The sequence below is a fragment of the Luteibacter sp. NPDC104163 genome, from assembly GCF_055584245.1.
Genome location: NZ_JBVJMK010000028.1, coordinates 1 through 21,482, shown reverse-complemented (window position 1 = coordinate 21,482; position 21,482 = coordinate 1). Strand labels below are relative to the sequence as shown.

The 21,482-nt window shown below is 66.8% G+C and carries 18 protein-coding genes; 10 read left to right on the top strand and 8 right to left on the bottom strand.

Annotated features, from left to right (window positions below; all coding sequences use genetic code 11):
- The first annotated feature begins 73 nt into the window (after nt 1–73).
- Nucleotides 74–1,117, top strand: a complete 1,044-nt coding sequence (locus tag ACZ6YI_RS21015) for a hypothetical protein (RefSeq protein WP_465780326.1) — start codon at nt 74–76, stop codon at nt 1,115–1,117.
- Nucleotides 1,118–1,226: 109 nt separating this feature from the next.
- Here the strand turns inward: ACZ6YI_RS21015 and speE are convergent, their stop codons facing one another.
- Nucleotides 1,227–2,084 carry a polyamine aminopropyltransferase gene (gene speE, locus ACZ6YI_RS21010; protein WP_465780325.1) on the bottom strand — a complete coding sequence of 286 codons (858 nt, stop codon included), beginning with the start codon at nt 2,082–2,084 and terminating at the stop codon, nt 1,227–1,229.
- Nucleotides 2,085–2,392: 308 nt separating this feature from the next.
- Between speE and speA the strand changes: the two genes are divergently transcribed.
- Both speA and ACZ6YI_RS21000 read left to right on the top strand, forming a co-directional pair.
- Nucleotides 2,393–4,279: an arginine decarboxylase gene (gene speA / locus ACZ6YI_RS21005; RefSeq protein ID WP_465780324.1), complete on the top strand. Its 1,887-nt coding sequence runs from the start codon at nt 2,393–2,395 to the stop codon at nt 4,277–4,279.
- Nucleotides 4,276–5,136 (top strand): NAD(P)-dependent oxidoreductase, encoded by an 861-nt coding sequence (locus tag ACZ6YI_RS21000; RefSeq protein ID WP_465780323.1) that lies wholly within the window; start codon nt 4,276–4,278, stop codon nt 5,134–5,136. The genes speA and ACZ6YI_RS21000 overlap by 4 nt, the downstream gene beginning before the upstream one ends.
- 62 nt (nt 5,137–5,198) lie before the next feature.
- On the opposite strand, the gene ACZ6YI_RS20995 is transcribed toward ACZ6YI_RS21000, so the two are convergent.
- The 3 genes from ACZ6YI_RS20995 to radC form a co-directional block, all read right to left on the bottom strand.
- Nucleotides 5,199–5,957 (bottom strand): SPOR domain-containing protein, encoded by a 759-nt coding sequence (locus ACZ6YI_RS20995; protein ID WP_465780322.1) that lies wholly within the window; start codon nt 5,955–5,957, stop codon nt 5,199–5,201.
- The gene (argS, locus tag ACZ6YI_RS20990) at nt 5,957–7,645 is read right to left on the bottom strand and encodes an arginine--tRNA ligase (protein ID WP_465780321.1); all 1,689 of its coding nucleotides are present in this window, start codon (nt 7,643–7,645) and stop codon (nt 5,957–5,959) included. The genes ACZ6YI_RS20995 and argS overlap by 1 nt, the downstream gene beginning before the upstream one ends.
- A 449-nt stretch (nt 7,646–8,094) precedes the next feature.
- A complete protein-coding gene (gene radC / locus ACZ6YI_RS20985; RefSeq protein WP_465780320.1) occupies nt 8,095–8,832 on the bottom strand; it encodes a RadC family protein in 738 nt (245 codons plus the stop codon).
- 151 nt (nt 8,833–8,983) lie between these two features.
- Between radC and coaBC the strand changes: the two genes are divergently transcribed.
- Genes coaBC through ACZ6YI_RS20970 form a run of 3 tightly spaced genes read left to right on the top strand, consistent with a single transcriptional unit; the run spans nt 8,984 to nt 13,035 of the window.
- Complete coding sequence (coaBC, locus tag ACZ6YI_RS20980) at nt 8,984–10,195, top strand: bifunctional phosphopantothenoylcysteine decarboxylase/phosphopantothenate--cysteine ligase CoaBC (RefSeq protein ID WP_465780319.1); 1,212 nt, start codon at nt 8,984–8,986, stop codon at nt 10,193–10,195.
- On the top strand, nt 10,192–10,647 hold the full coding sequence (dut, locus tag ACZ6YI_RS20975; RefSeq protein WP_465780318.1) for a dUTP diphosphatase: 456 nt from the start codon (nt 10,192–10,194) through the stop codon (nt 10,645–10,647). The genes coaBC and dut overlap by 4 nt, the downstream gene beginning before the upstream one ends.
- Before the next feature lie 24 nt (nt 10,648–10,671).
- The gene (locus ACZ6YI_RS20970; RefSeq protein WP_465780317.1) at nt 10,672–13,035 is read left to right on the top strand and encodes a phosphomannomutase/phosphoglucomutase; all 2,364 of its coding nucleotides are present in this window, start codon (nt 10,672–10,674) and stop codon (nt 13,033–13,035) included.
- 19 nt (nt 13,036–13,054) lie between these two features.
- Here ACZ6YI_RS20970 and ACZ6YI_RS20965 read toward each other — a convergent pair whose 3' ends face one another.
- Nucleotides 13,055–13,708 (bottom strand): DUF4124 domain-containing protein, encoded by a 654-nt coding sequence (locus tag ACZ6YI_RS20965; RefSeq protein ID WP_465780316.1) that lies wholly within the window; start codon nt 13,706–13,708, stop codon nt 13,055–13,057.
- A 102-nt stretch (nt 13,709–13,810) separates the two neighbouring features.
- Nucleotides 13,811–14,458, bottom strand: a complete 648-nt coding sequence (gene pyrE, locus ACZ6YI_RS20960; protein ID WP_465780315.1) for an orotate phosphoribosyltransferase — start codon at nt 14,456–14,458, stop codon at nt 13,811–13,813.
- A 104-nt stretch (nt 14,459–14,562) separates the two neighbouring features.
- On the opposite strand from pyrE, the gene ACZ6YI_RS20955 reads away from it, so the two are divergent.
- The 3 genes from ACZ6YI_RS20955 to ACZ6YI_RS20945 all read left to right on the top strand — a co-directional run bounded on the left by ACZ6YI_RS20955 (nt 14,563) and on the right by ACZ6YI_RS20945 (nt 17,002).
- Complete coding sequence (locus ACZ6YI_RS20955) at nt 14,563–15,333, top strand: exodeoxyribonuclease III (RefSeq protein ID WP_465780314.1); 771 nt, start codon at nt 14,563–14,565, stop codon at nt 15,331–15,333.
- 13 nt (nt 15,334–15,346) lie between these two features.
- On the top strand, nt 15,347–16,618 hold the full coding sequence (locus ACZ6YI_RS20950; protein ID WP_465780313.1) for an AmpG family muropeptide MFS transporter: 1,272 nt from the start codon (nt 15,347–15,349) through the stop codon (nt 16,616–16,618).
- 69 nt (nt 16,619–16,687) lie between these two features.
- Nucleotides 16,688–17,002: a hypothetical protein gene (locus ACZ6YI_RS20945; protein WP_440329595.1), complete on the top strand. Its 315-nt coding sequence runs from the start codon at nt 16,688–16,690 to the stop codon at nt 17,000–17,002.
- A gap of 11 nt (nt 17,003–17,013) precedes the next feature.
- On the opposite strand, the gene ACZ6YI_RS20940 is transcribed toward ACZ6YI_RS20945, so the two are convergent.
- Both ACZ6YI_RS20940 and ACZ6YI_RS20935 read right to left on the bottom strand, forming a co-directional pair.
- A complete protein-coding gene (locus ACZ6YI_RS20940; RefSeq protein WP_465780312.1) occupies nt 17,014–18,132 on the bottom strand; it encodes an anhydro-N-acetylmuramic acid kinase in 1,119 nt (372 codons plus the stop codon).
- Between the two features lie 3 nt (nt 18,133–18,135).
- Complete coding sequence (locus ACZ6YI_RS20935) at nt 18,136–19,620, bottom strand: OapA family protein (protein ID WP_465780311.1); 1,485 nt, start codon at nt 19,618–19,620, stop codon at nt 18,136–18,138.
- 192 nt (nt 19,621–19,812) lie between these two features.
- Here ACZ6YI_RS20935 and tyrS point away from each other — a divergent pair, with 192 nt between their 5' ends.
- Nucleotides 19,813–21,018 (top strand): tyrosine--tRNA ligase, encoded by a 1,206-nt coding sequence (tyrS, locus tag ACZ6YI_RS20930; protein WP_465780310.1) that lies wholly within the window; start codon nt 19,813–19,815, stop codon nt 21,016–21,018.
- Nucleotides 21,019–21,482 lie beyond the last annotated feature (464 nt).

Genomic DNA, 21,482 nt, shown 5'->3' with positions numbered 1-21,482 from the left:
TGAAGCCAAAGGGCCGCAGCTTCCGTTCATCCTGTGGCCGTATCCTTGTCGTTTTATTTCACGGAGATGTCCCATGCGGGGACGCCGCGTCCTGGCTCTGGCCCTTGCCAGCCTGTTTTGCCTGCCCACCCTCGCGGCCGAGCCCTGGCCCGGTGCCCAGAAGGCGCCTACCAAGGCGGAGCTGAAGGCACAGAAAGACCAGACCCAGGCCCTCCTGCAGTTCCAGAAGGATCTGGCCAGTGTGCTGGCGCTGCGCACCGAGACCGAGCCGCTCCTCGGCGCCGCCCTGCTGGCGCGCCCGCTCAGCAACCCGCCCGAGGTGCTGACCTACCACGCACTGCTCGAGCGCGCCTCGCGCAACGCCGATGCCGGTCCCCGGGTTACCTGGGTCCGCCTGGCCGATTGCGATGCGAAGGCCGGCACCTGCCCGAACGCGGAGGCGGTGACCCAACTGCAGCAGCAGGCGCCGGATAACGCGGCCGTGTGGCTGCTGAAGCTGGGCATCGACGATCACAACGGTGACGCCAATGCCGCCCGCGCCGATCTGGCGAAGGCCGCGAACGCGAAGACCTACGACGATTACCTGGGCGCCAGCATGAAGGCGCTCGCCAATTCGGTGAGCCAGCTACCGCCGCCGCCCGATACGTTCAACGCCCTGCAGGGCGCCGGTGCTGCCGGCGTGCAGATGGTGATCGTGTTCGGCCTGGCCAGCGCGCAGCCGATGCCGGGCTTCCAGAACACCGCGAAGTTCTGCGAGGCCAACAAGGAAAACGCGGCCATCGTCGGCGACTGCCTGAAACTGGCCAAGGTGCTCGAGTGGGGCAGCAGCCCGCTCGGCCGCTCGCTGGGCCTGCACTTGCGCGAGACGCTCTCGGCCGACGCGGCCGACCAGCAGTCGGCGAAGACCGCCCGCCTCAACCTGATCTGGCAGATGCAGCGCTTCGCGCAGCTCAACGTCCAGGCCCAGGGCGACAAGGCCACCGCGCAGAAGCTGCTGGCGCTGGCCCGCAGCGGCGGCACGGAAATGAGCGTGGTCCTGGCGTCGCTACGCGCCTACGGCATGCCGGCCGAGGCGCCGGCCGGGTGGGAACCCTCGCACGTCGAAAGCAGCAAATAAAAGAAGGGCGCCTCGAGGGCGCCCTTTTTCTTTCGCTGGATCCATCGCGCGCAAGCGCGCTCCCACAAGATCGCGGTAGACCTGTGGGAGCGCGCTTGCGCGCGATGCTTTAGTCGCCCAGCTGCTCGCGCATGAATTCCGGCTGGGCGAGGGCGCCCTTGTGGATATCAGCGTTGTAGTACCTGGTCGGGAAGCCCTTGCTGATGGCGCCGCGCTCGCGGAAGCCGCTCAGGTCGCCGTCCTTGCGGGCCATGGTGCAGCTCCACCAGCCGGTGGGGTAGCACGGCTGCGGGAACGGCAGGGTACGCACGGCCTTGAAGCCGGCGGTGCGCATGGCCGAGCGCATCGACTTGATCAGCTCGATGTGGGCCAGCGGCGATTCCGACTGCTGGACCAGGATGCCGCCGTGGCGCAGGGCCTTGAAGCAGCTGCTGTAGAAGGCGGCGTTGAACAGGCCTTCGGCCGGGCCCACCGGGTCGGTCGAGTCGACGATGATCAGGTCGATCGATTCCGGCTCGGCTTCGGCCATGTACTTGATGCCGTCGATGAAGAGCAACTCGGCGCGCGGGTCGTTGTTCGAATCGCACAGTTCCGGGAAGTACTCCTCGGCGAGGCGGGTGACGCGCTCGTCGATCTCGACCTGGGTGGCCTTCTCCACTTCCTCGTGCTTCAGCACCTCGCGCAGCGTGCCGCAATCGCCGCCGCCGATGATGACGACGCGCTTGGCACGGGCGTGGGTGAACAACGCCGGGTGGGTCATCATCTCGTGGTACAGGAAGTTATCCCGGCTGGTCAGCATGACGCAGCCGTCGATCACCATCAGGTTGCCCCAATCGGTGGTCTGGTAGATCTCGATCGTCTGCCACGGGGTCTTTTCCGCGTGCAGGAGGCGCTCGACGCGGTAACCGATGGAAGAGCCCGAAGCCTGGTGGGCCTCGGTAAACCAGCTGAGCTGCTGCTGCGACATGACGCTTGATCCTGGAAACGGGTAGGGGTGTAAACCGGGGATTGTACCGGCTCCGGATGAAAAAACGGCCAAGTCCCTGACCGGGCAGCCGTCGGGCCCTTTTGGGGGCGATACACGGATGTCATCCCTGCCCGCTACAATAGAAGGTCAGCCGCTACCCGTATTGGGATAGCTGGCCCTGTCTGGTCGGCCCCGCGGCGTGCGAGGCTCCCGGCCGCCCAGGCCTGTTCTACGTCAAGGTTCGCCGCTGCGACTGTTCCGCGCCCCCTCAAGGGGACACGACAACATCACCTGGAGACCGCCTCCCCATGGCGAACTGGTCCATCGATCGCGCCAAGCTGACCTACGCGATCCCCCACTGGAGCAACGGCTACGTCGACGTGGCCGCCGACGGCCACCTGCAGATGCGCCCGCGCGGCGACGAGGGCCCGGCCCTCGACCTGCCGGCCATCGTGGCCAAGGCCACGGCCGAAGGCCTGCGCCTGCCGCTGCTCGTCCGCTTCCCCGATATCCTGGCCGACCGCCTGCGCAAGCTGCAGGAGGCCTTCGGCAAGGCCATCGATGATGCCGAATACGCCGGCACGTACACCGCGATCTACCCGATCAAGGTGAACCAGCAGCGTGGCGTGGTCGGCGAGCTCGTGGCCGCGGGCGAGGAGGGCTTTGGCCTGGAAGCCGGCTCGAAGCCCGAGCTGATGGCCGTGCTCGCCTACGCCCGCCCGGGCAGCATGGTGGTGTGCAACGGCTACAAGGATCGCGAATACGTCCGCCTGGCCCTGATCGGCCTGAAGCTGGGCCTGCGCGTCCACATCGTGGTCGAGAAGCTCTCCGAGCTGGACCACGTGCTGGCCGAGGCGAAGGCGCTGGATGTCGAGCCGCTGCTCGGCGTGCGTGTTCGCCTGGCCTCGATCGGCGCCGGCAAGTGGCAGAACACGGGTGGCGACAAGGGCAAGTTCGGCCTGAGCCCCGGCCAGGTGCTCGAGCTGATCGAACGCCTCGATGCCGCCGGCCTGAAGCACACGCTGCGCCTGCAGCACTTCCACATGGGCTCGCAGATCTCGAACGTCCGCGACATCGCCGCGGGCATGCGCGAGGCCGTGCGTTACTTCGTAGAACTGCACAACCTCGGCGTGCCCATCGACGTGGTCGACGTGGGCGGCGGCCTGGGCGTGGATTACGAAGGCACCCGCTCGCGCAGCTTCAACTCCATCAACTACAGCATGGGCCAGTACGCGGCCAGCATCGTGCAGCCGCTGGCCGAGGCCGTGGCCGAGTACGGCATGCCGGCACCGACGATCTTCACCGAATCCGGCCGCGCGATGACCGCGCACCACGCCGTGATGGTGGTGAACGTCAGCGAAGTGGAAGAAGTGCCGGAGGGCGCGATCGCCGCGCCGCGTGCCGAGGAGCCCGCGGTGCTGCGCCACCTGCGCGAAACCCACGCCGAGCTCGACGAGCGCCCGCCGCTGGAACTGTTCCACGAAGCCCAGCACCACTTCGCCGAAGGCCAGGCGCTGTACGCGCTGGGCCAGCTCGACCTGCGCGACCGCGCCACGCTGGATGACCTGTTCTACGCGATCGCCAACGCCGTGCGCCCGCGCCTGCTCCCCGCTGAGCGCGCCCACCGCCAGGCGCTGGACGACCTGGACGAGAAGCTCGTCGACAAGTACTTCGTGAATTTCTCGGTGTTCGAATCGGTGCCGGATATCTGGGCGATCGACCAGATCTTCCCGATCGTGCCGATCGCGCGCCTGGACGAAGAACCGACGCGTCGCGGTGTCATCGCCGACCTCACCTGCGATTCGGATGGCCGCATCGACCATTACGTCGACGCGGAAGGCGTGGACGTGAGCCTGCCGCTGCACCCGCTGAAGGACGGCGAGTCGTACCGGCTCGGCATCTTCATGGTGGGTGCGTACCAGGAGACCCTGGGCGATATCCACAACCTGTTCGGCGATACGGATGCGGTGAACGTCCGCGCCACCGCCGCGGGTTATGAGTTCGCGCACATCCGCCGCGGCGATACGACCGACCTGATGCTCGACTACGTGGGCTACGACGTGAAGGCGCTGCGCCAGACGTATAGCGACCGGATCAAGGCGGCGGGCATCGATGGCGCCGTGGCCGATGAACTCGCCGCCGCGCTCGACAAGGGCCTCACCGGTTACACCTACCTGGCGGAAACCACGCGATGACACTGAAGGCTGCATTCATTGGGCTGGGCGCGATGGGCGCCCCGATGGCCGGCCACCTGCACGCGAACGGACTGCTGGCTGCCGTGGGCAATCGCACCCAGGCCCGCGCTGATGCGCTGGCGAAGGAACTGGGCGTGCAGGCGCCCGACCTCGCGTCGATCGCCTCGAGCAGCGACGTGATCGCCGTGTGCGTCAGCGCCGATGCCGATGTGATCGGCGTGGTCGAAGCGCTGGCACCGACGCTGAAGAAGGGCGCCATCGTCGTCGACCATTCGACGGTCTCGCCGGATACGGCGAAGAAGGCCGCGCGCATCATCGGCGATGCCGGCGGCGCGTTCCTCGATGCCCCGGTATCCGGTGGTGTCGAGGGCGCAAAGAACGGCAAGCTCTCGGTGATGGTCGGCGGCGATGCGGACGTGCTGGAAACGGCCCGCCCGGTGCTCGAAGCGTATGCGGCCCGCGTGACCCACATGGGCCCGGTGGGCGCCGGCCAGGCCACCAAGGCGGTGAACCAGGTGCTCGTCGCGGGCATCGCCCACGCGGTGACCGAGGGCCTGGCGCTTGGCGAAGCGCTGGGCCTCGATCCGGAACGCCTGATCCCGACGCTCGGTGCGGGCGCGGCTGGCAACTGGTTCCTCGAGAAGCGCGGCGCCACCATGCTGCGCAACGAGTTCTCGGTGGGCTTCAAGCTGGCGCTGCTGCACAAGGATCTCGGCATCGTCCGCGGCATCGCCAGCGATGCAGGCACCGACCGCACGATCATCGAACAGTCCCTGGCGGATTTTGCCCAGCTGATGTCCGAAGGCTACGGCGATGACGACATCTCCGCGCTGATCCGGCTGAAGCGCAAAAGCTGATCTGTTGCCAACAAAAAACCCGCCTTGAGGCGGGTTTTTTGTTGGGCGGCAGAGCGGAGGGCTTAGCTGCCTTCTTTCAGCGCGATGGCCTTGATGCCCGCCGACTGCAGCCGCTGCTGCGTGCTTTCCAGTTCGGTGGCCGACTTGAACGGCCCGAGGCGCACGCGGTTGTACGTCTGCGCGCCGACCTTCACCGGCTGCACGTTGGCGATGAAGCCCTGCAGGGCCAGCTTGGCCTTGAGCGCTTCGGCATCCGCGGCGCTCGGGAACGCGCCGACCTGCAGGAGGTAACCGTTGCCGCCCGACGGGGCTGCCGCCGGCGCCTGGGACGGCGTGGCCGTCACCGTCTGCGTCGTGGCCTTCGGCAGGTTGGCGGCGGCAGCTTCGACCTGCTGCTTCTGCTGGGCCGCGGCGGCCTGGGCCTGCTGGGCAGCCTGCGCCTGCTGCTGCGCGGCCGCCTGCTGTTGCTGGCTCTGCTGCGCCTCGGCCTTGGCCTGCGCGTGGATCTCGGCATCCGGGATCCGCACTTCCTTCTCGGAAAGCACCGAGTAGAAATCGTACGAGGGCTTGCGCGGCTTGTCCTTGTCCGCCTTCTCCGGCTGGGCCTGGTCGGCCACGCCCGGCTCGCTACCCTTCTGCGCCGTGGCCTGCGGGTTCGCCTCGGGGCCTTCCTTCTTCATGGGCATGAAGCTGCCCTTCATGGCGAAGGCCATGAGCAGGGCACCGGCAAGGATGCCGATGAGCGCCCAGCCCCAGCCCGGCATGCCGCCGGAACTGTTGCGGACCGCCTGGCGGCCTTTGCCCTTCTTGCGTGTCGCCATTACATGCTCTCCGGGGCGCTGATGCCCAGCAGGTCGAGGCCGTTGCGAAGGACCTGCTGCGTCGCGGCCACCAGGGTGAGGCGGGCGTCGCGCTGGTCGGCGTCGTCAACGATCCATTTGTGCTCGTGATAGTAACTGTGCAGCGCGCCCGCGAGTTCGCGCAGGTATTGCGCGATCAGGTGCGGTTCCAGATTGATGCCGGCGGCTTCGACCACTTCCGGGTAGCGCGACAGTTCGAACATGAGCGCCTGCTCGTGTTCGGTATCGAGCATGGGCAGCTTCGCGATGCCGTTGGCGCGGCTCGTGCTGAGCCCGCGATCCGCGAGTTCGCGGAAGACGCGGCAAGCGCGGGCGTGGGCGTACTGGATGTAGTACACCGGGTTGTCGTTGGTCTGCGAGCGGGCCAGGTCGATATCGAAGACCAGCTGCGAATCCGCCTTGCGCGCGATCAGGAAGTAACGGGTCGCATCGCGGCCCACTTCGTCGATCAGGTCGCGCAGGGTCACGTACGAACCGGCGCGCTTGGAGATCTTCACCTCCTCGCCGCCCTTCATCACGGTGACCATCTGGTGCAGCACGTATTCCGGCCAGTTCTTCGGGATGCCGGCATCGAGCGCCTGCAGGCCGGCCTTCACGCGGGCCAGCGAACCGTGGTGGTCGCTGCCCAGCTCGGTGATGGCGCGCTCGTAGCCGCGCTGCCACTTGGTGCGGTGGTAGGCGACGTCGGGCAGGAAGTACGTATAGGTGCCGTCGGACTTGCGCATGACGCGGTCCTTGTCGTCACCGAAATCGGTGGAGCGCAGCCACAACGCGCCGCCTTCCTCATAGGTGTGGCCGTGGGCGACCAGCTCGCGCACGGTTTCGTCCACCTTGCCTTCGCTGTAGAGCGAGGACTCGAGGTAGTAGACATCGAAGCTGACGCCGAAGGCCTTCAGGTCCAGGTCCTGCTCATGGCGCAGGTAGGCGACCGCGAAGCGGCGGACGTCGTCGAGGTTGTCGGCATCGCCCGTGGCAACGACCACCTCGCCGTCGGCCTCCACGGATTCCTTCGCGAGGAAGGCGCGGGCCACGTCGGCGATGTAGTCGCCGCGGTAGCCGGATTCCGGCCAGCCCGCGTCATCGGGGCCGATGCCGCGGGCCCGGCACTGGGTGGACAGGGCCAGGTTGGCGATCTGCACGCCGGCGTCGTTGTAGTAGAACTCGCGGGCCACCTTGTAACCGGTGGCCTCCAGCAGGCGGCTGATGCTGTCGCCGATGGCCGCCGCGCGGCCGTGGCCGACATGCAGCGGGCCGGTGGGGTTGGCCGAGACGTACTCGACGCCCGCGGTGCGGCCGCCGCCATCGCGGTTGTGGCCGTAGGTGGAGGTTTCCGCCAGGGCGCGCTCGATCTCGGCGTGGAACGCCGCCGGGGCGAGGAAGAAGTTGATGAAGCCCGGGCCGGCGATCTCGACCTTGCCGACCAGCGGGGAGGCCGGCAGGGCCTCGACCAGGTCGGTCGCGATGTCGCGCGGCTTACGGCCGGCGGCCTTGGCCATCATCATCGCCGCGTTGGTCGCGAAATCGCCGTGCTCGCGGCTGCGCGTACGCTCGATGACGAACACCGGGGCGACGAAATCGGACGGCAGCTTGCCGGACTCCCGCAGCGCGCCGATGGCCTGCAGGACGAGTTGTTTGAGCTCTTGTTTCACGGGCTTCGCGACACGGAGATGGAACCGGTAATCCTAGCAGAAAGGGCTCCGCCGGCCGGGCGCGGGGTCCGCGGTATGCGTCCGGGCAGCCTGTGGATAACTCTGTGGGCAATAGCGCGAGGGCCGGCCCAGCAAGGGTCTTCGCGATTCGTGACATCGATGCGTAACAAGCTAAAGTCCATTGAATCATGCAGTTATATGCCTGACCTGCGCCGGGACAACAGCTGTGACCGCCAACTGAAAAAAAGCGCCGATGTGCATAAGTCGAATAATGCAAGCCCGCCATCCGCGCGAAAGCGGCACGTCACGGCGTTGTCATTGGCCGCTGTCACACTTTTCTTCGTGCCCGGTGTCTCCCCGGCCCATGGCACGACGGGTTATCGAAGCCCCTCCCTCGACAGGTGACCCATGACGGCGCGAGCGGCACTCGCGCCGTCATTTTTTTGCGCCTAGATAAGGCCCCGGTTGGCCATCGACACCGGGACCCCCGCGCCGACCACCACGTGGTCCAGCAGGCGCACATCCAGCAAATCCAGCGCATCGCGCATCGCGACGGTCAGCTCGCGGTCCTCGGCGCTGGGCGTGGCGTCGCCCGAAGGGTGGTTATGGACCAGGATGACGCCGCAGGCGTGGTTGCGCAGGCAGGCCCGGACCAGCTCCCGCGGGTAGAGGGGCGCTTCGTTGATCGTGCCGCTGGACAGGATCTCGAAGCAGATCACCCGGTTGCGGTTGTCCAGGAATATGCAGCCGATGACCTCGTGCCTGAGGTGGGCCAGCTGGACCTTGAGGAAAGCGAACGCATCTTCGATGGAGCTGATGCAGGGGAGCGCGACCATGCCCTCGCCGAGCGACCGCCGCGCGAGTTCGAGGGCGGCGATGAGCCGGGCCCGTTTGACGGGCCCCACCCCGGGCACGTGCGGCAGCTCGGCCACGCCGGCCAGCAGCTTGCCGACACTGCCGGCGTGGGCGAGCAGCGCCCGGCCGGTGGAGACGGCATCGGCACCAGGGATGCCATTGCCGAGGAGTACGGCCACGAGTTCGGCATCGGACAAGGCAGGGGCGCCCTGCAGCAGCAGGCGTTCGCGGGGGCGTTCGCGCACGGGCCAGGCATGGATCGGCTGGGACGAGGCGGTATCGGACGCCGAAGCGTCCCGGGCGGGCTTTGGGTTAGGGCGGCGGCGGGGCATCGGACGCTTCCATGGCGGGCCCTCCAAATTACGTTCGGGCGTGGGCGCCTGGCGATGGAAGCATTCTGAAAAACGCTGAATCCGCGGCCGCGGGGTTGTGTGGGTGAAATCCGTTAAGCTAACCCGTCCCGTCGCTACGCCAAGTTCCGCCATGATTCTTCGCCAGCGTCGCATCCTGATCGGCGTCACGGGTGGCATCGCCGCCTACAAGATCTGTGAGCTTGTCCGGCGCCTGCGCGATCTCGAGGCGGAGGTACGCATCGTGATGACCGAGGGCGCCACCCACTTCGTCACCCCGACCACGTTCCAGGCGCTTTCGGGCCAGCCCGTGCGCGTGAGCCTGTGGGATGAGGCGGGCGAAGCGGCCATGGGCCATATCGAACTGGCGAAGTGGGCCGAGCGGGTGCTGGTCGCCCCGGCCAGCGCGGATACGATCGCGCGCCTCGCCCATGGTTTCGCCAACGACCTGCTCTCCACGGTGGTGCTGGCCACCGCCGCGCCGGTTTACGTCGCGCCCGCGATGAACCAGCAGATGTGGGCGAACCTGGCCGTGCAGGCCAACGTCGGCACGTTGCGCGTCCGTGGCGTGCAGGTGCTCGGCCCGGCGGATGGTGACCAGGCCTGTGGCGATATCGGTTCGGGCCGCATGCTCGAGCCGCACGAACTGCGCGACATCCTCGTGGCCTCGTTCGGCGAGCAGCCCCTCCGCGGCCGGCGCGTCGTCGTCAGCGCGGGGCCGACCTATGAAGACATCGACCCGGTGCGCTTCATCGGCAACCGCAGCTCGGGCCGCATGGGCTTTGCCGTGGCAGCCGCTGCCCGCGAGGCGGGTGCCGAGGTGACCCTGGTGGCCGGCCCCGTGTCGCTGCCAACCCCGCACGGTGTGCAGCGGATCGACGTGCGCAGCGCACGGCAGATGCACGAGGCCGTGCTCAAGGCCAGCGACGGCGCGGATATCTACGTGGGCGCGGCGGCCGTGGGCGATTACCGCCCGGCGGATATCGCCGACCACAAGCTGAAGAAGGCGGGCGGTGAACCGCTACGCCTTGAGCTGGCCGAAAACCCCGACATCATCGGCACGCTGGCGGCCCAGCCCCGGCGTCCCTTCCTCGTCGGCTTCGCGGCGGAAACCCGCGATGTGGCGACGTATGCGCGCGACAAGCTGGCGCGCAAGGGCCTCGACATGATCGCAGCCAATGAAGTGGGCGGCGGGCGCGGCTTCGAAGTGGCCGACAATGCGTTGCACCTGTTCTGGGCCGGCGGCGATGCCGCGCTGCCCCGGGCCGCCAAGACCGAGCTTGCGTGGCAGCTGGTCGCCCGCATCGCCGAACGATTCCTCGCAAACCATGGATCCCAGTCTTGATCGATATTGAACTGAAGGTGCTCGACGCCCGGCTGGGCGACAGCATCCCCCTGCCGGAGCCGGCGACCGACGGCAGCGCGGGCATGGACCTGCGCGCCGCCGTGGAAGCGCCGATCACCCTGAAGCCGGGCGAAAGCGTGCTGGTGCCGACGGGCATGGCCATCCATATTGGCGACCCGGCCTGGTGCGCCCTGATCGTTCCCCGCTCCGGCCTCGGCCATAAGCAGGGCCTGGTCATGGGCAATCTGGTGGGCGTGATCGATGCGGACTACCAGGGCCCGCTGATGATTTCGGCATGGAATCGCGGAAGTGCCGATTTGACCATCGCGCCGGGGGACCGGATTGCGCAATTATTGCTCGTGCCGGTCGGGCGGGCGCGCCTGCGCGTCGTCGACGGCTTTGCACCGTCACGCCGCGGCGAGGGCGGGTTTGGTTCCACCGGCGTCAACTGATACTCCGGAAGGGTAAGGGGCAACATGGCTCGGATAGCGGGAGGGGTGGGGCGGGGGCCTCGCGTCGATGGTCGGCGGTTGCTCACGCTGGTGGGCGCCACCGTGCTCATCGTCGCGGGTGCGTTCTGTGCCTGGCAGGCATGGCTGATCGCCGATGAGGAAAATGCGGCCGCCGAGGTGCGTTCTGCGCAGGCCGAGGCCGTGCGCGAGCTCTCTGGCGAGTACGCGAACCTGCGCAAGCAGCTCCAGGTGGCGCTGGCCGACCCGGCCGTATTGGCCGGCATCGACGACCATGCCGCCGCTGCGGCGCGCCTGCACAGCCTGCTGCCCACGACCCTGGCGGTGGAAGTCTTCAGCCCGGGCATGGACGAAGTGGTCCGCGCCAACTACCGCGAGTTTGGCTATGCCAAGGCCGCCCAGCTGATGGCCGCGCTTGGTGCCACCGAGGCACCGTCGGCGAGCACCCAGTCCGCGAACGGCAAGCGACAGCTGAGCGTCGTCGAGCCGATCCAGGCCGGTGGCGCCGTGCGCGCATGGGTCTGGCTGGAATATCCGTTTGACGGCATGGCCACGCGGTTCTCAAGCATCTCGCCGCATGCCGGCCGGCTGGAACTGCGCCAGGGTGACGGGCCGGATAGCCTCAGCTTGATCGCCCATGGCAGCCGGAGTGGAGACCTGGGGCCGACCGGGCAGCGCATCGCTGGCACGGCGCTTTACGTCTTTGCCGCGATGCCGCGGGCGTTCATCATCATCCCGCATTCCGAAGTGCTGGCCGCTTTGCTCGCGCTCATCGGGCTGGGCGGGGGCGCCTTCCTGCTGTGGGCGCGCAGCCGGCCGGCTCCGGTCGTCGAGGCGCCGCAGGAAGAAGAGGAGATCCTGGTGGCGGACGTGAAGCGCAAGCCCCGCCTTCCGCCTTCACCCGCCGTCGGCGATGCCGCTGCGGAGCGGGCTATGCCCGCCTCGCGTGCCGCGCCGGCGCCTGGCCCCGCGGCGGCGCCCGCCGCTGTCGACCCGGCGATCTTCCGTGCCTACGACATCCGCGGCGTGGTCGGAAGCACGCTCACGGCCGATGTGGCACGGCAGGTCGGCCAGGCGATCGGCGCGGTCATGCTCGAGCGTGACCTGCGCGAGATCGTGGTCGGGCGTGACGGGCGCCTCTCCGGGCCCGAGCTTGCAGCGGCCCTCAGCGAGGGCCTGCGTGACGCCGGCATCGACGTGGTGGACCTTGGCGTGGTGCCCACGCCGCTGGTTTATTTCGCCTGCTTCCAGCTCGGCACGGGCTGTGGCGTAGCGGTCACCGGTAGCCACAACCCGCCGGACCACAACGGTTTCAAGGTCGTCATCGGTGGCGAGACCCTGGCGGAAGACGCCATCGCCGACCTCTACCGCCGGATCAGCGCTGGCGGCCTGCCGACGGGCGGCCACGGCAGCTGGCGTGAGCAGTCGGTCGCGGATGCTTACGTCAACCGCGTGGCTGATGATGTTTCCACCCAGCGCCGCCTGAAAGTCGTGGTAGACGCGGGCAATGGCGCCGCAGGTGAAGTGGCGCCGCGCGTGCTCGAGGAGATCGGCTGCGAGGTGGTGCCGCTGTACTGCGACATCGATGGCCGCTTCCCCAACCATCACCCCGACCCGTCCGATCCGCACAACCTGGGCGACCTGATCGCCGCGGTGCATACGATCGGCGCGGACCTGGGTATCGCGTTCGATGGCGATGGCGACCGCCTCGGCGTCGTGACGCCGGGTGGCGAGATCATCTTCCCTGATCGACTGCTGATGCTCTACGCGCAGGATGTGCTGGCGCGTAACCCGGGCGCCACGGTGATCTACGACGTGAAGTGCACGGGCCACCTGCGCCGCGTGATCCAGGATGCCGCGGGCGTGCCCATGATGTGGCGCACCGGTCATTCGCTGATCAAGGCGAAGATGCGGGAAACGGGGGCGGCCCTGGCGGGCGAGATGAGCGGCCATTTCTTCTTCGCCGACAACAACCGCTGGTACGGTTTCGACGACGGGGTTTACGCGGCAGCGCGCCTGCTGGAGATTCTCGCCGGTGATATCGAGGAGCGCGCGCCGAGCGAGATTTTCGATGCCCTGCCCAAGAGCGTCTCCACGCCGGAGATCCGCTTGCCGCTACCCGAGGGTGTGCCCGCGCGCTTCATGGAAGCCTTCCGCGCGAAGGCGGTGTTCGAGGACGCACGCCTCACCACGCTGGATGGCGTGCGTGCCGACTGGCCCGATGGCTGGGGCCTTGTCCGTGCATCCAATACCTCGCCTGCGCTGGTGTTCCGCTTCGACGCGGATAGCACCAGGGCGCTCGAGCGCGTGAAGCAGGCCTTCCGGCAGCAACTGCACGCCGTGGAGGCGAAGCTGCCGCTGCCGTTCTGAGGCGGGGAGCGGCGGCCGATCAGCCGCCGTTCGGGTTGGCCGCGCGGAGCTGGCGATAGCGCTGGATTTCCGCGGCCATGTTGGTCTTCGCCGTGGCTTCCGCGGCCTGCTGGCGCTGCAGCGTCGTGCGCAGGCCGGCAACGGTATTGCGTTGCTCGCCAATGCGGGTCGTCAGGTATGGCGGCACCGGCTGCTTCGCGCGCTCCAGGTCGCCCGCGCGCGTCAGCAGGTCGGCCAGGGTCTTTTCCTGGCCCTGCAGGTTCAGCTGCGTGGTCCTCACGGCCTGCTGGTAGTTATCCACCTGCGATTGCTGCGAGGCCGTGAACGCCTGTTCCGTCGGGTAGGCGCTAAGCATCTGCGCGTCATCGCGCTTGCGCTGGTCGATGATCGCCTGGGCGGCCGCCTGCTGGTCGGCGAGCTTCTTCGCAGCGGCGCGTTCGTCGGGGGTCAGCTGGCGATTGACGTGCTGGACGACCATGCCCCGGCTGTTGACGACGTCGTAGCCCGCCTTCATCGCTTCGGAGGTCAGGCTGTCGCTGAAGTACGATTGGCCGGACGCATCTTTCCAGCGGTATCGGTAGCCGTTGTTGTTCTTGTCATTCTTCTGGGCATCGACGGCCGAGCTGGCCATGACCAGCACCGCTCCCGCCAGGATGTAACGCACTGCTCGCATCGGTATCCCCTCCTGTCGGGGGAGTATAGCCAGCCGTGCCCCTCGTTCGGCGCATGATCGGCAACCGCGTCACGCCACGGCGTGACGCGGTCGTGGGTTTGCTCAGCCCTTCACGCCGTATTCCGCTCGGTAGGCGACGAGGCGGCCGTGCTCGCTGGCCAGTTCAGGGCGTTCGCCGGCATACGTGAGCACATCGGCAAGGCTGGCGATGGCGATCACCGGGATGCCGAACTGCGCCGCGACTTCCTGGGCGGCGGAAAGCTCGCCCTGGCCGCGCTCCTGGCGATCAAGGGCGATGAGTACGCCGGCGGGCTCCGCGCCCTGGGCGCGGATGAGTTCGAGCGACTCGCGCACGGCGGTGCCGGCGGTCATCACGTCATCGACGATCAGCACGCGGCCCTTCAGCGGTGCGCCCACCAGGGTGCCGCCCTCGCCATGGTCCTTGGCCTCCTTGCGGTTATAGGCCCACAGCACGTCCCGGTCCTGCGTATCGGCCAGCGCGATGGCGGTGGCGGCCGCCAGGGCGATGCCCTTGTAGGCCGGGCCAAACAGCATGTCGAAGGCGACCCCGGAGCGGATGGCCGCGGCGGCGTAGGAGCGGCCCAGCCGCGCGAGCGCGGCCCCGGAATCGATCCGGCCCATGTTGAAGAAGTAAGGGCTCGTGCGGCCGGACTTCAGGGTGAACTCGCCGAAGCGGAGGACATCGCGGGCGAGCGTGAGCTCGATGAATTCGCGCTGGTAATCGTGCACGGCCGTGGGTTCCCGTTGTAAGCAAAGGCCGCCATGGTACCGCGCGCCGCCCGGGCACGCCCCGGTTGCTATCATGGGCGTATCGCTTATCGATCCGAGGCCCCATGCGCATCATCTCCCTGAACGCCAATGGCATCCGCTCCGCCGCCACCAAGGGCGTGTTCGAGTGGCTTCGCAAGCAGGATGCCGACGTGGTCTGCCTGCAGGAAACCAAGGCGCAGGAGGCGCAGCTGACCGACCCGATGTTCCGCCCCGACGGGCACCACTGCTTCTACCACGACGCGCGGAGCAAGAAGGGTTACAGCGGCGTCGCCATCTATTCAAAGCGTGAGCCGGATGAAATCCGCACGTCGCTGGGCCGCGAGGATTTCGATTGCGAGGGCCGCTATATCGAGGCGCGCTACGGCAACCTGAGCGTCGTGTCGTTCTATATCCCCTCGGGCTCCTCCGGCGACGAACGGCAGCAGTACAAGTTCCGGATCATGGAGTGGCTGACGCCGATCTTCCGCGAGTGGGCCGCGAGCGGCCGCGAATACGTGCTGTGCGGCGACTGGAACATCGTCCACACGAAGGACGACATCAAGAACTGGAGCTCGAACCAGAAGAACTCCGGCTGCCTGCCCGACGAGCGCGCGTGGCTCGACCTGCTGTTCAAGGAGATCGGCTGGGTGGACAGCTTCCGCGCGATCAAGCCCGATGCGGTGGAATACACCTGGTGGAGTAACCGTGGCCAGGCCCGCGCGAACAACGTGGGTTGGCGCATCGATTACCAGATCGTCACGCCGGGCCTGCGCGACCGCCTGCGCGATTGCTCGATCTACCGGGATGAGCGCTTCTCGGACCATGCGCCGTTCACGGTCGACTATGCCGACTGAGTCGGAGCGGCCCGTGGGGAACGCCCGGCCATCGATCTGGAAGGCCTTCACGCAGCCTTCGGCATGGACCATGGCGTTCCTCGGGTTCTCCTCCGGCCTGCCGTTCCTGCTGGTGGCGGGTACGCTGGCCTACTGGCTGAAAGAGAACGGCATCATCCTGAAAGACATCACGATGATCGCCAGCGCGGGCATGACCTACGCGTTCAAGTTCGTGTGGGCGCCACTGCTCGATCACTGGCAGTTGCCGCTGTTCCGGCGACTTGGCCTGCGCCGTGGCTGGCTGCTGTTCTCACAGCTTTGCGTCACGGCGGGCCTGGTGGCCATGGCCGTGCTGACGCCTTCAAGCCTCCCGCTGTTTGTCGCCGCGACCCTCGTCGTGGCGTTCTTTGGTGCCACGCAGGACATCGCGGTCGATGCGTACCGCATCGAGATCGCGCCGGTGGAATCACAGGGCGCGCTCGTCGCTACGTATGCGCTGGGGTATCGCATCGGGCTGCTCACCGCCGGCGCGCTGGCGCTGATCATGGCCGACCACGCGCCCTGGCCCGCCGTGTACCTGACCATGGCGGCGACGATGGTGATCCCCGTCGCCACGACCCTGTTGGCGCCCGAGCCGGAAGTCGTGCGCGCGACGCCGCGCGGCTGGGCGGCCGCCATGCGCGAAAGCCTCGTCGAGCCCTTCGCGGATTTCTTCCGACGTTACGGCTGGGCCCTGGCGCTCACGACCATGGCCTTCCTGCTCCTGTTCAAGATCCCCGAGCAAGCGACCATCGGTGGCGTGATGAGCCCGTTCTACCGCGACATGGGCTTCGAGAAAACGCAGATCGCCACGGTGACGAAGATCTGGGGCATCTGGATTGGGATCGCCGGCACCTTTTTCGGCGGCGCACTCGTGGCACGCTGGGGCGCATGGCGCCCCCTGGGCGCCGCGATCGTGATCTGCGGGGCCAGCAACCTCCTTTACCTGTTCCTGATCCAGCACCCGGGGGACATCGTGGTGCTGACGCTGGTGATCTCGGCCGAGAACTTCACCCTGGGGATGCTGGGCCCGCCGACCGTGGCGTTCCTCTCGTCGCTGGTGAACAAGCAGCACACGGCCACGCAGTACGCGTTGCTGAGTTCGATGGTGAACCTGCCGGGCAAGGTGCTCGGCTTTTTCGCCGGGGGCATCGCCATGGCGCTGGGCTACCAGATGTTCTTCATCATCACGGTGCTCTCGCTCTTGCCCGCGATGATCCTGTTTGCCTGTTTGTGGCCGCGCTGGCGGGATAGACCGCACGGCTGATATGCGCCCCCGCCCCGAATCTGTGTAAGATCCGCGGCACAGGGGGCATGCGCGAAGGAGGTTACGCACGTGCCGGATATCGTGGTGCGACATATCGACGAGCAGATGGCCGAGCGGATCAAGCAGCTCGCCCGTGAACGCCGCTGGTCGATCAACGAAGTAATACTGCACGCGTTGCGGTACGGGCTCGGCTTGAGTCCGGGCGACGTGTTCAACGAGCTGTTGCTCGAACCCGGCGATATCGCGCACCTCACGGGCGCGTGGGACGCCGACGAGCAGCATGCCTTCCAGGAAGCGCTCGCGGCACTGACGCAGGCGTCGCCCGCCTCATTGACCGAGGCCGCAAAATCCTACGAGCGTGGTGCCACCGAAGAACTACGGTAGCGCGCGTTTCATCAGGGGGCGGCGTACAGGGCGCCGAGCAATCGCGGGCCCCGTGCGCCCGTTACCGCAGGCAGGTTCCCGGGTTCGCCGCGCAAGCGGCGGAACGCGAGCCAGGCAAAGCCCATCGCTTCCATGAAGTCAGGATCGATGCCGAAGGCGTGGCTCGCGTGCAGCGCCCGGCCTTCGAGCCGGCTTTCGAGCGCGTGCATCAGGGCCGCGTTATGTACACCGCCGCCACAGGCCACGACATCGGTGGCGTCGGCCGCATGCAAGCGGACCGCATCGGTGATCGACACCGCGCTCAAGGCCAGTAGCGTCGCCTGCACATCTTCCGGCGTGAGCTCCGCGACGCGCGGATGCGCATCCAGCCAGGCGAGATGGAAATGCTCGCGCCCGGTGCTCTTTGGCGGAGGCAGCAGGAAGTAGGCGTCGTCGAGCAATTCCGCCAGCAGGTCCGGATCGACGGTGCCCGCCGCGGCGAATCGCCCATCGCGATCGAACGCTTCGCCCTTGTGGCGCAGGCACCACGCGTCCATCAAGCCATTCGCCGGACCCGTGTCGAACCCGGTGACGTTGCCATCCGGCGTGAGCCGCGTGACGTTGGCGATGCCGCCCAGGTTCAGCACGACGCGCGCGCCGGTATCCGGCCGCAGCACCGTGGCGTGGAACGCGGGAACCAGCGGGGCGCCCTGGCCGCCCGCGGCGACATCCGGGCGGCGGAAATCGGCGATGGTATCGACGCGGGTGCGCTCGGCGATCACGGAGGCGTCGCCGATCTGCAGGGTGAATGGATAGTCGCCATCGGGCCGGTGGCGAATGGTCTGCCCATGCGAGCCAATGGCGCGCACATCGTGCGGGCCGACGCCGGCTTTGGCCATGACCGCCAGGGCGGCCGCAGCGAACGACTGGCCGACCGCGACGTCGAGATGGCCGTAACCATCAAGATCCAGCCGCTCTTCATCCTGCGCCACGGCAAGGATGCGCCGGCGCAGGTTTTCTTCCCATGGATGCACGAGCCCCGCGACGAGCGCGGGGCGGGTGTCGGTGAAGCGGACCAGCGCGGCATCGATGCCATCCGCGCTGGTACCCGAGATCAGGCCGAGGTACAGGCCGTCGGAAGGATGTGGCACGGGTCAGTCGTCGCTCGCGCCGTTACCGGACTTCGCGCTGGCCAGCTTGTAGTTGCTGTCGAGCTGGTTCAGGCGGGCGAGCTGCGGGCCGACCACTTCCTTCTTGAACTTCGCCATCTGCGAGGCCGGCAGCGGCTCGGGCTTCGGCAGGGTCACGGTCTGCGGATCGCGCTGCACGTTGTTGACGCGGAATTCGTAGTGCAGGTGCGGGCCGGTGGCGAGGCCGGTCATGCCGACGAAGCCGATGGTGGTGCCCTGGCTGACATGCTGGCCGACGCGCAGGTTGGCGAAGCGCGACATGTGGCCGTACGCGGTGCTGATGGTGCCGTTGTGCTGGATGACCACGAAGTTGCCGTAGCCATTCATCCAGCCGCGGAACTTGACGACGCCATCACCCGCGGCGTGGATCGGCGTGCCGGTGGGTGCGGCGTAGTCGACGCCCTTGTGTGCACGCATCTTGCCGAGGATCGGGTGCATGCGGCCGGCGCTGAACTGCGAGGAGATGCGGGTGAAGTCGACCGGGATGCGCAGGAACGAACCGGCGAGCGGGCGGCCTTCCTCGCTGAAGTAACCGACCTTGCCGTCGGCGTTCTTGAAGCGGTACGCGGTGTAGCGCTTGCCCTGGTTCACGAACTCGGCGGCGACGATGTCGCCTTCGCGCAGGTAGGCGCCATCGCTGTAGACGTCGTCGTAGATGACGGTGAAGCTGTCGCCGACGCGCAGGTCCTGCACGAAGTCGATGTCGTACTTGAAGGCATCGGCGAGCTTCAACACCATCGCGTTGCTCATGCCGGCCTTCGAGGCGGCGCCGAACAGCGAGCTGTCGATCACGCCGTGCGCGATGTGCTCGCGGCGCTGCACGTCACGCACCTGCGTGGTGAGCTTCGCGGCATCGCCATCGAGGCGCAGCGTCGCGATCGTCGCTTCATCCTGGTCGAAGCGCACGCCCTTGAGGACGTGGTCCGCACCGACGAGGAACTGGAATTCCTGGCCCGGCTTGATCTGGTGGAAGACCCGGGTGCCGCCCGCGCCGTCGATGACGTGCTGCAGGTCGGTCATGTTGAGGCCCTGCGCAAGGAAGATGTCGGCGAGCGTCTGGCCGGCTTCCACCTGCACGGTCTGCCATTCTTCCGTCGGGACGAGCGGCTTGATCGAGGCCGGATCCATCTTCGGCACGGCGAGCGACACGACATTGCGGTCAACGGGAATGGCCGCGGTGGCGCTGGCGGTCACAGAGGTGACCTTCGGCGACTTCATCGCGCCGGCCCAGGCCGGAATGACCAGGGCCGAAAGAATGACAAGCAGGAACGCGGTGCCCGCGAGGATCCAGCGCTCGCGCGACCAGCTCAGCGGTTCCGACGACGCGTTGCGACTGAACGACCAGTGCGCCGCACGATTGTCATAGAAGTGGGAGTGGCGCCGCTGCGCCTTGCGACGAATCGCCTGCTTGCGCGCGCTGTGTTGCGCGCCTCGAATCTCATCACCCATTGTCTTTCTTGTATCCGCTCGCCCCGTGTTGTCGCGTACCATAACGGCCTCGTGCAAAAGACGTCAACGCCTTTCACATCAAGGCTTTGCATCGCATGTCGCTGTTAACGCACAATTAACCGCGACGCGTCCTTCACATACATTTGTGAAGTTGCGAAACCCATACATACGTACGTAAAGAAGAGAGCAAGCATGAACGACCTGGAGCAGTCGCTGGCGCTGATCGCGCGCGGAGCCGATGAGATCATCAAGAAGGAAGACCTCGAGGCACGCCTCAAGACCGGGCGCCCGCTGCGTATCAAGGCGGGCTTCGACCCGACCGCACCCGACCTTCATATCGGCCACACCGTGCTGCTCAACAAGATGCGGCAGTTCCAGGACCTCGGGCACCAGGTCATCTTCCTGATCGGCGACTTCACCGGGATGATCGGCGACCCCACGGGCAAGAACGTCACCCGCAAGCCGCTTACCCGCGAGGATGTGCTGGCCAACGCCGAGACCTACGCCGAGCAGGTCTTCAAGGTGCTGGACAGGGAGAAGACCGAGCTGCGCTTCAATTCAGAGTGGTTCGGCAAGATGGGCGCCGCGGACATGATCCGCCTCGCGGCCCAGCACACCGTGGCCCGCATGCTCGAGCGCGACGATTTCGCCAAGCGCTATAAGAGTGAGCAGCCGATCGCCATCCATGAGTTCCTCTACCCGCTGGTGCAGGGCTACGACTCCGTGGCCCTGGAATGCGACGTCGAGCTCGGCGGTACCGACCAGAAGTTCAACCTGCTCATGGGCCGCGCCCTGCAGGAGCACCACGGCCAGCCGCCGCAGATCGTCCTGACCATGCCGTTGCTCGAGGGCCTGGACGGGGTCAACAAGATGTCCAAGTCGCTGGGCAACTACATAGGTATCAGCGAACCGGCCATCGATATCGTCACCAAGACCATGAAGATCGGCGACGACCTCATGTGGCGCTGGTTCGAGCTCCTTAGCTTTGATGTCTCCCTGGACGAGCTGGCCCGCATGAAGGCGGACATGGCCGCCGGTACCCTGAACCCGCGTGACGCCAAGCTCCGCCTGGCCCGCGAGCTGGCGACCCGCTTCCATGATGCGGCGGCCGCCGAACAGGCCATCGCGGGCTGGAATGCCGTGGTGACGGGGCAGGGCGATACCAGCCTGCTTCCGCTGGATGAGATCGCCGCGCCCGCCGAAGGCTTCCGCCTGGCCGCTCTTCTTACGGCTGCAGGCGTCACGCCGAGCAATTCGGAGGCGAACCGCAAGCTCAAGGAGCGCGCTGTACGTATCGATGGCGAGGTAGTGGAAGACGCCACCCGCGTCTTTACGGCCGGTTTCGAGGGCGTGCTCCAGGTCGGCAAGCGCAACTTCGCCCGTATCCGCCTGATTTAACGGCGCTTTCAAAAAAAGTTCACAAAAGGGGTTGCGGGGCGGTCGAAAACCCGTATTATTCGCCTCCCCGCTGACACGGAACGCGCTTCGCGAACGGTGTCCAAGGTCTTCGGATCTAGCAACCACCTCGAAAAAAAGTTTCACGAGGGTGTTGACAGAAACGGAAAATGATCTAGAATGGGCGGCTCACTCAGGACGAAATGTCCTGAAGCGGAAAACGAAATGTTCCCGCTAAGTGGTTGATCTTTGACAGTGTGCGCAGGTGAATTGTGTGGACGCCTTGCGATGGGTTGACGATGTCAAACCAAATGCAAGTGTCCCACTAGAAAGAAAGCCAGAAATGAGTTTTTTTCTCTAGTTGGGGTTAAGCACTTCAGAAAGATAGATCATCTTCGGATGGTCGAAAACTTAAGTGAAGAGTTTGATCCTGGCTCAGATTGAACGCTGGCGGCATGCTTAACACA

What these genes read in the sequence shown, in the direction of transcription:
- speE (WP_465780325.1), bottom strand. Translation starts at nt 2,084, where the DNA reads ATGTCGCAGCAGCAGCTCAGCTGGTTTACCGAGGCCCACCAGGCTTCG.
- ACZ6YI_RS21015 (WP_465780326.1), top strand. Translation starts at nt 74, where the DNA reads ATGCGGGGACGCCGCGTCCTGGCTCTGGCCCTTGCCAGCCTGTTTTGC.
- ACZ6YI_RS20995 (WP_465780322.1), bottom strand. Translation starts at nt 5,957, where the DNA reads ATGGCGACACGCAAGAAGGGCAAAGGCCGCCAGGCGGTCCGCAACAGT.
- ACZ6YI_RS20935 (WP_465780311.1), bottom strand. Translation starts at nt 19,620, where the DNA reads ATGGGTGATGAGATTCGAGGCGCGCAACACAGCGCGCGCAAGCAGGCG.
- ACZ6YI_RS21000 (WP_465780323.1), top strand. Translation starts at nt 4,276, where the DNA reads ATGACACTGAAGGCTGCATTCATTGGGCTGGGCGCGATGGGCGCCCCG.
- ACZ6YI_RS20970 (WP_465780317.1), top strand. Translation starts at nt 10,672, where the DNA reads ATGGCTCGGATAGCGGGAGGGGTGGGGCGGGGGCCTCGCGTCGATGGT.
- speA (WP_465780324.1), top strand. Translation starts at nt 2,393, where the DNA reads ATGGCGAACTGGTCCATCGATCGCGCCAAGCTGACCTACGCGATCCCC.
- coaBC (WP_465780319.1), top strand. Translation starts at nt 8,984, where the DNA reads ATGATTCTTCGCCAGCGTCGCATCCTGATCGGCGTCACGGGTGGCATC.
- tyrS (WP_465780310.1), top strand. Translation starts at nt 19,813, where the DNA reads ATGAACGACCTGGAGCAGTCGCTGGCGCTGATCGCGCGCGGAGCCGAT.
- ACZ6YI_RS20965 (WP_465780316.1), bottom strand. Translation starts at nt 13,708, where the DNA reads ATGCGAGCAGTGCGTTACATCCTGGCGGGAGCGGTGCTGGTCATGGCC.
- radC (WP_465780320.1), bottom strand. Translation starts at nt 8,832, where the DNA reads ATGCCCCGCCGCCGCCCTAACCCAAAGCCCGCCCGGGACGCTTCGGCG.
- ACZ6YI_RS20955 (WP_465780314.1), top strand. Translation starts at nt 14,563, where the DNA reads ATGCGCATCATCTCCCTGAACGCCAATGGCATCCGCTCCGCCGCCACC.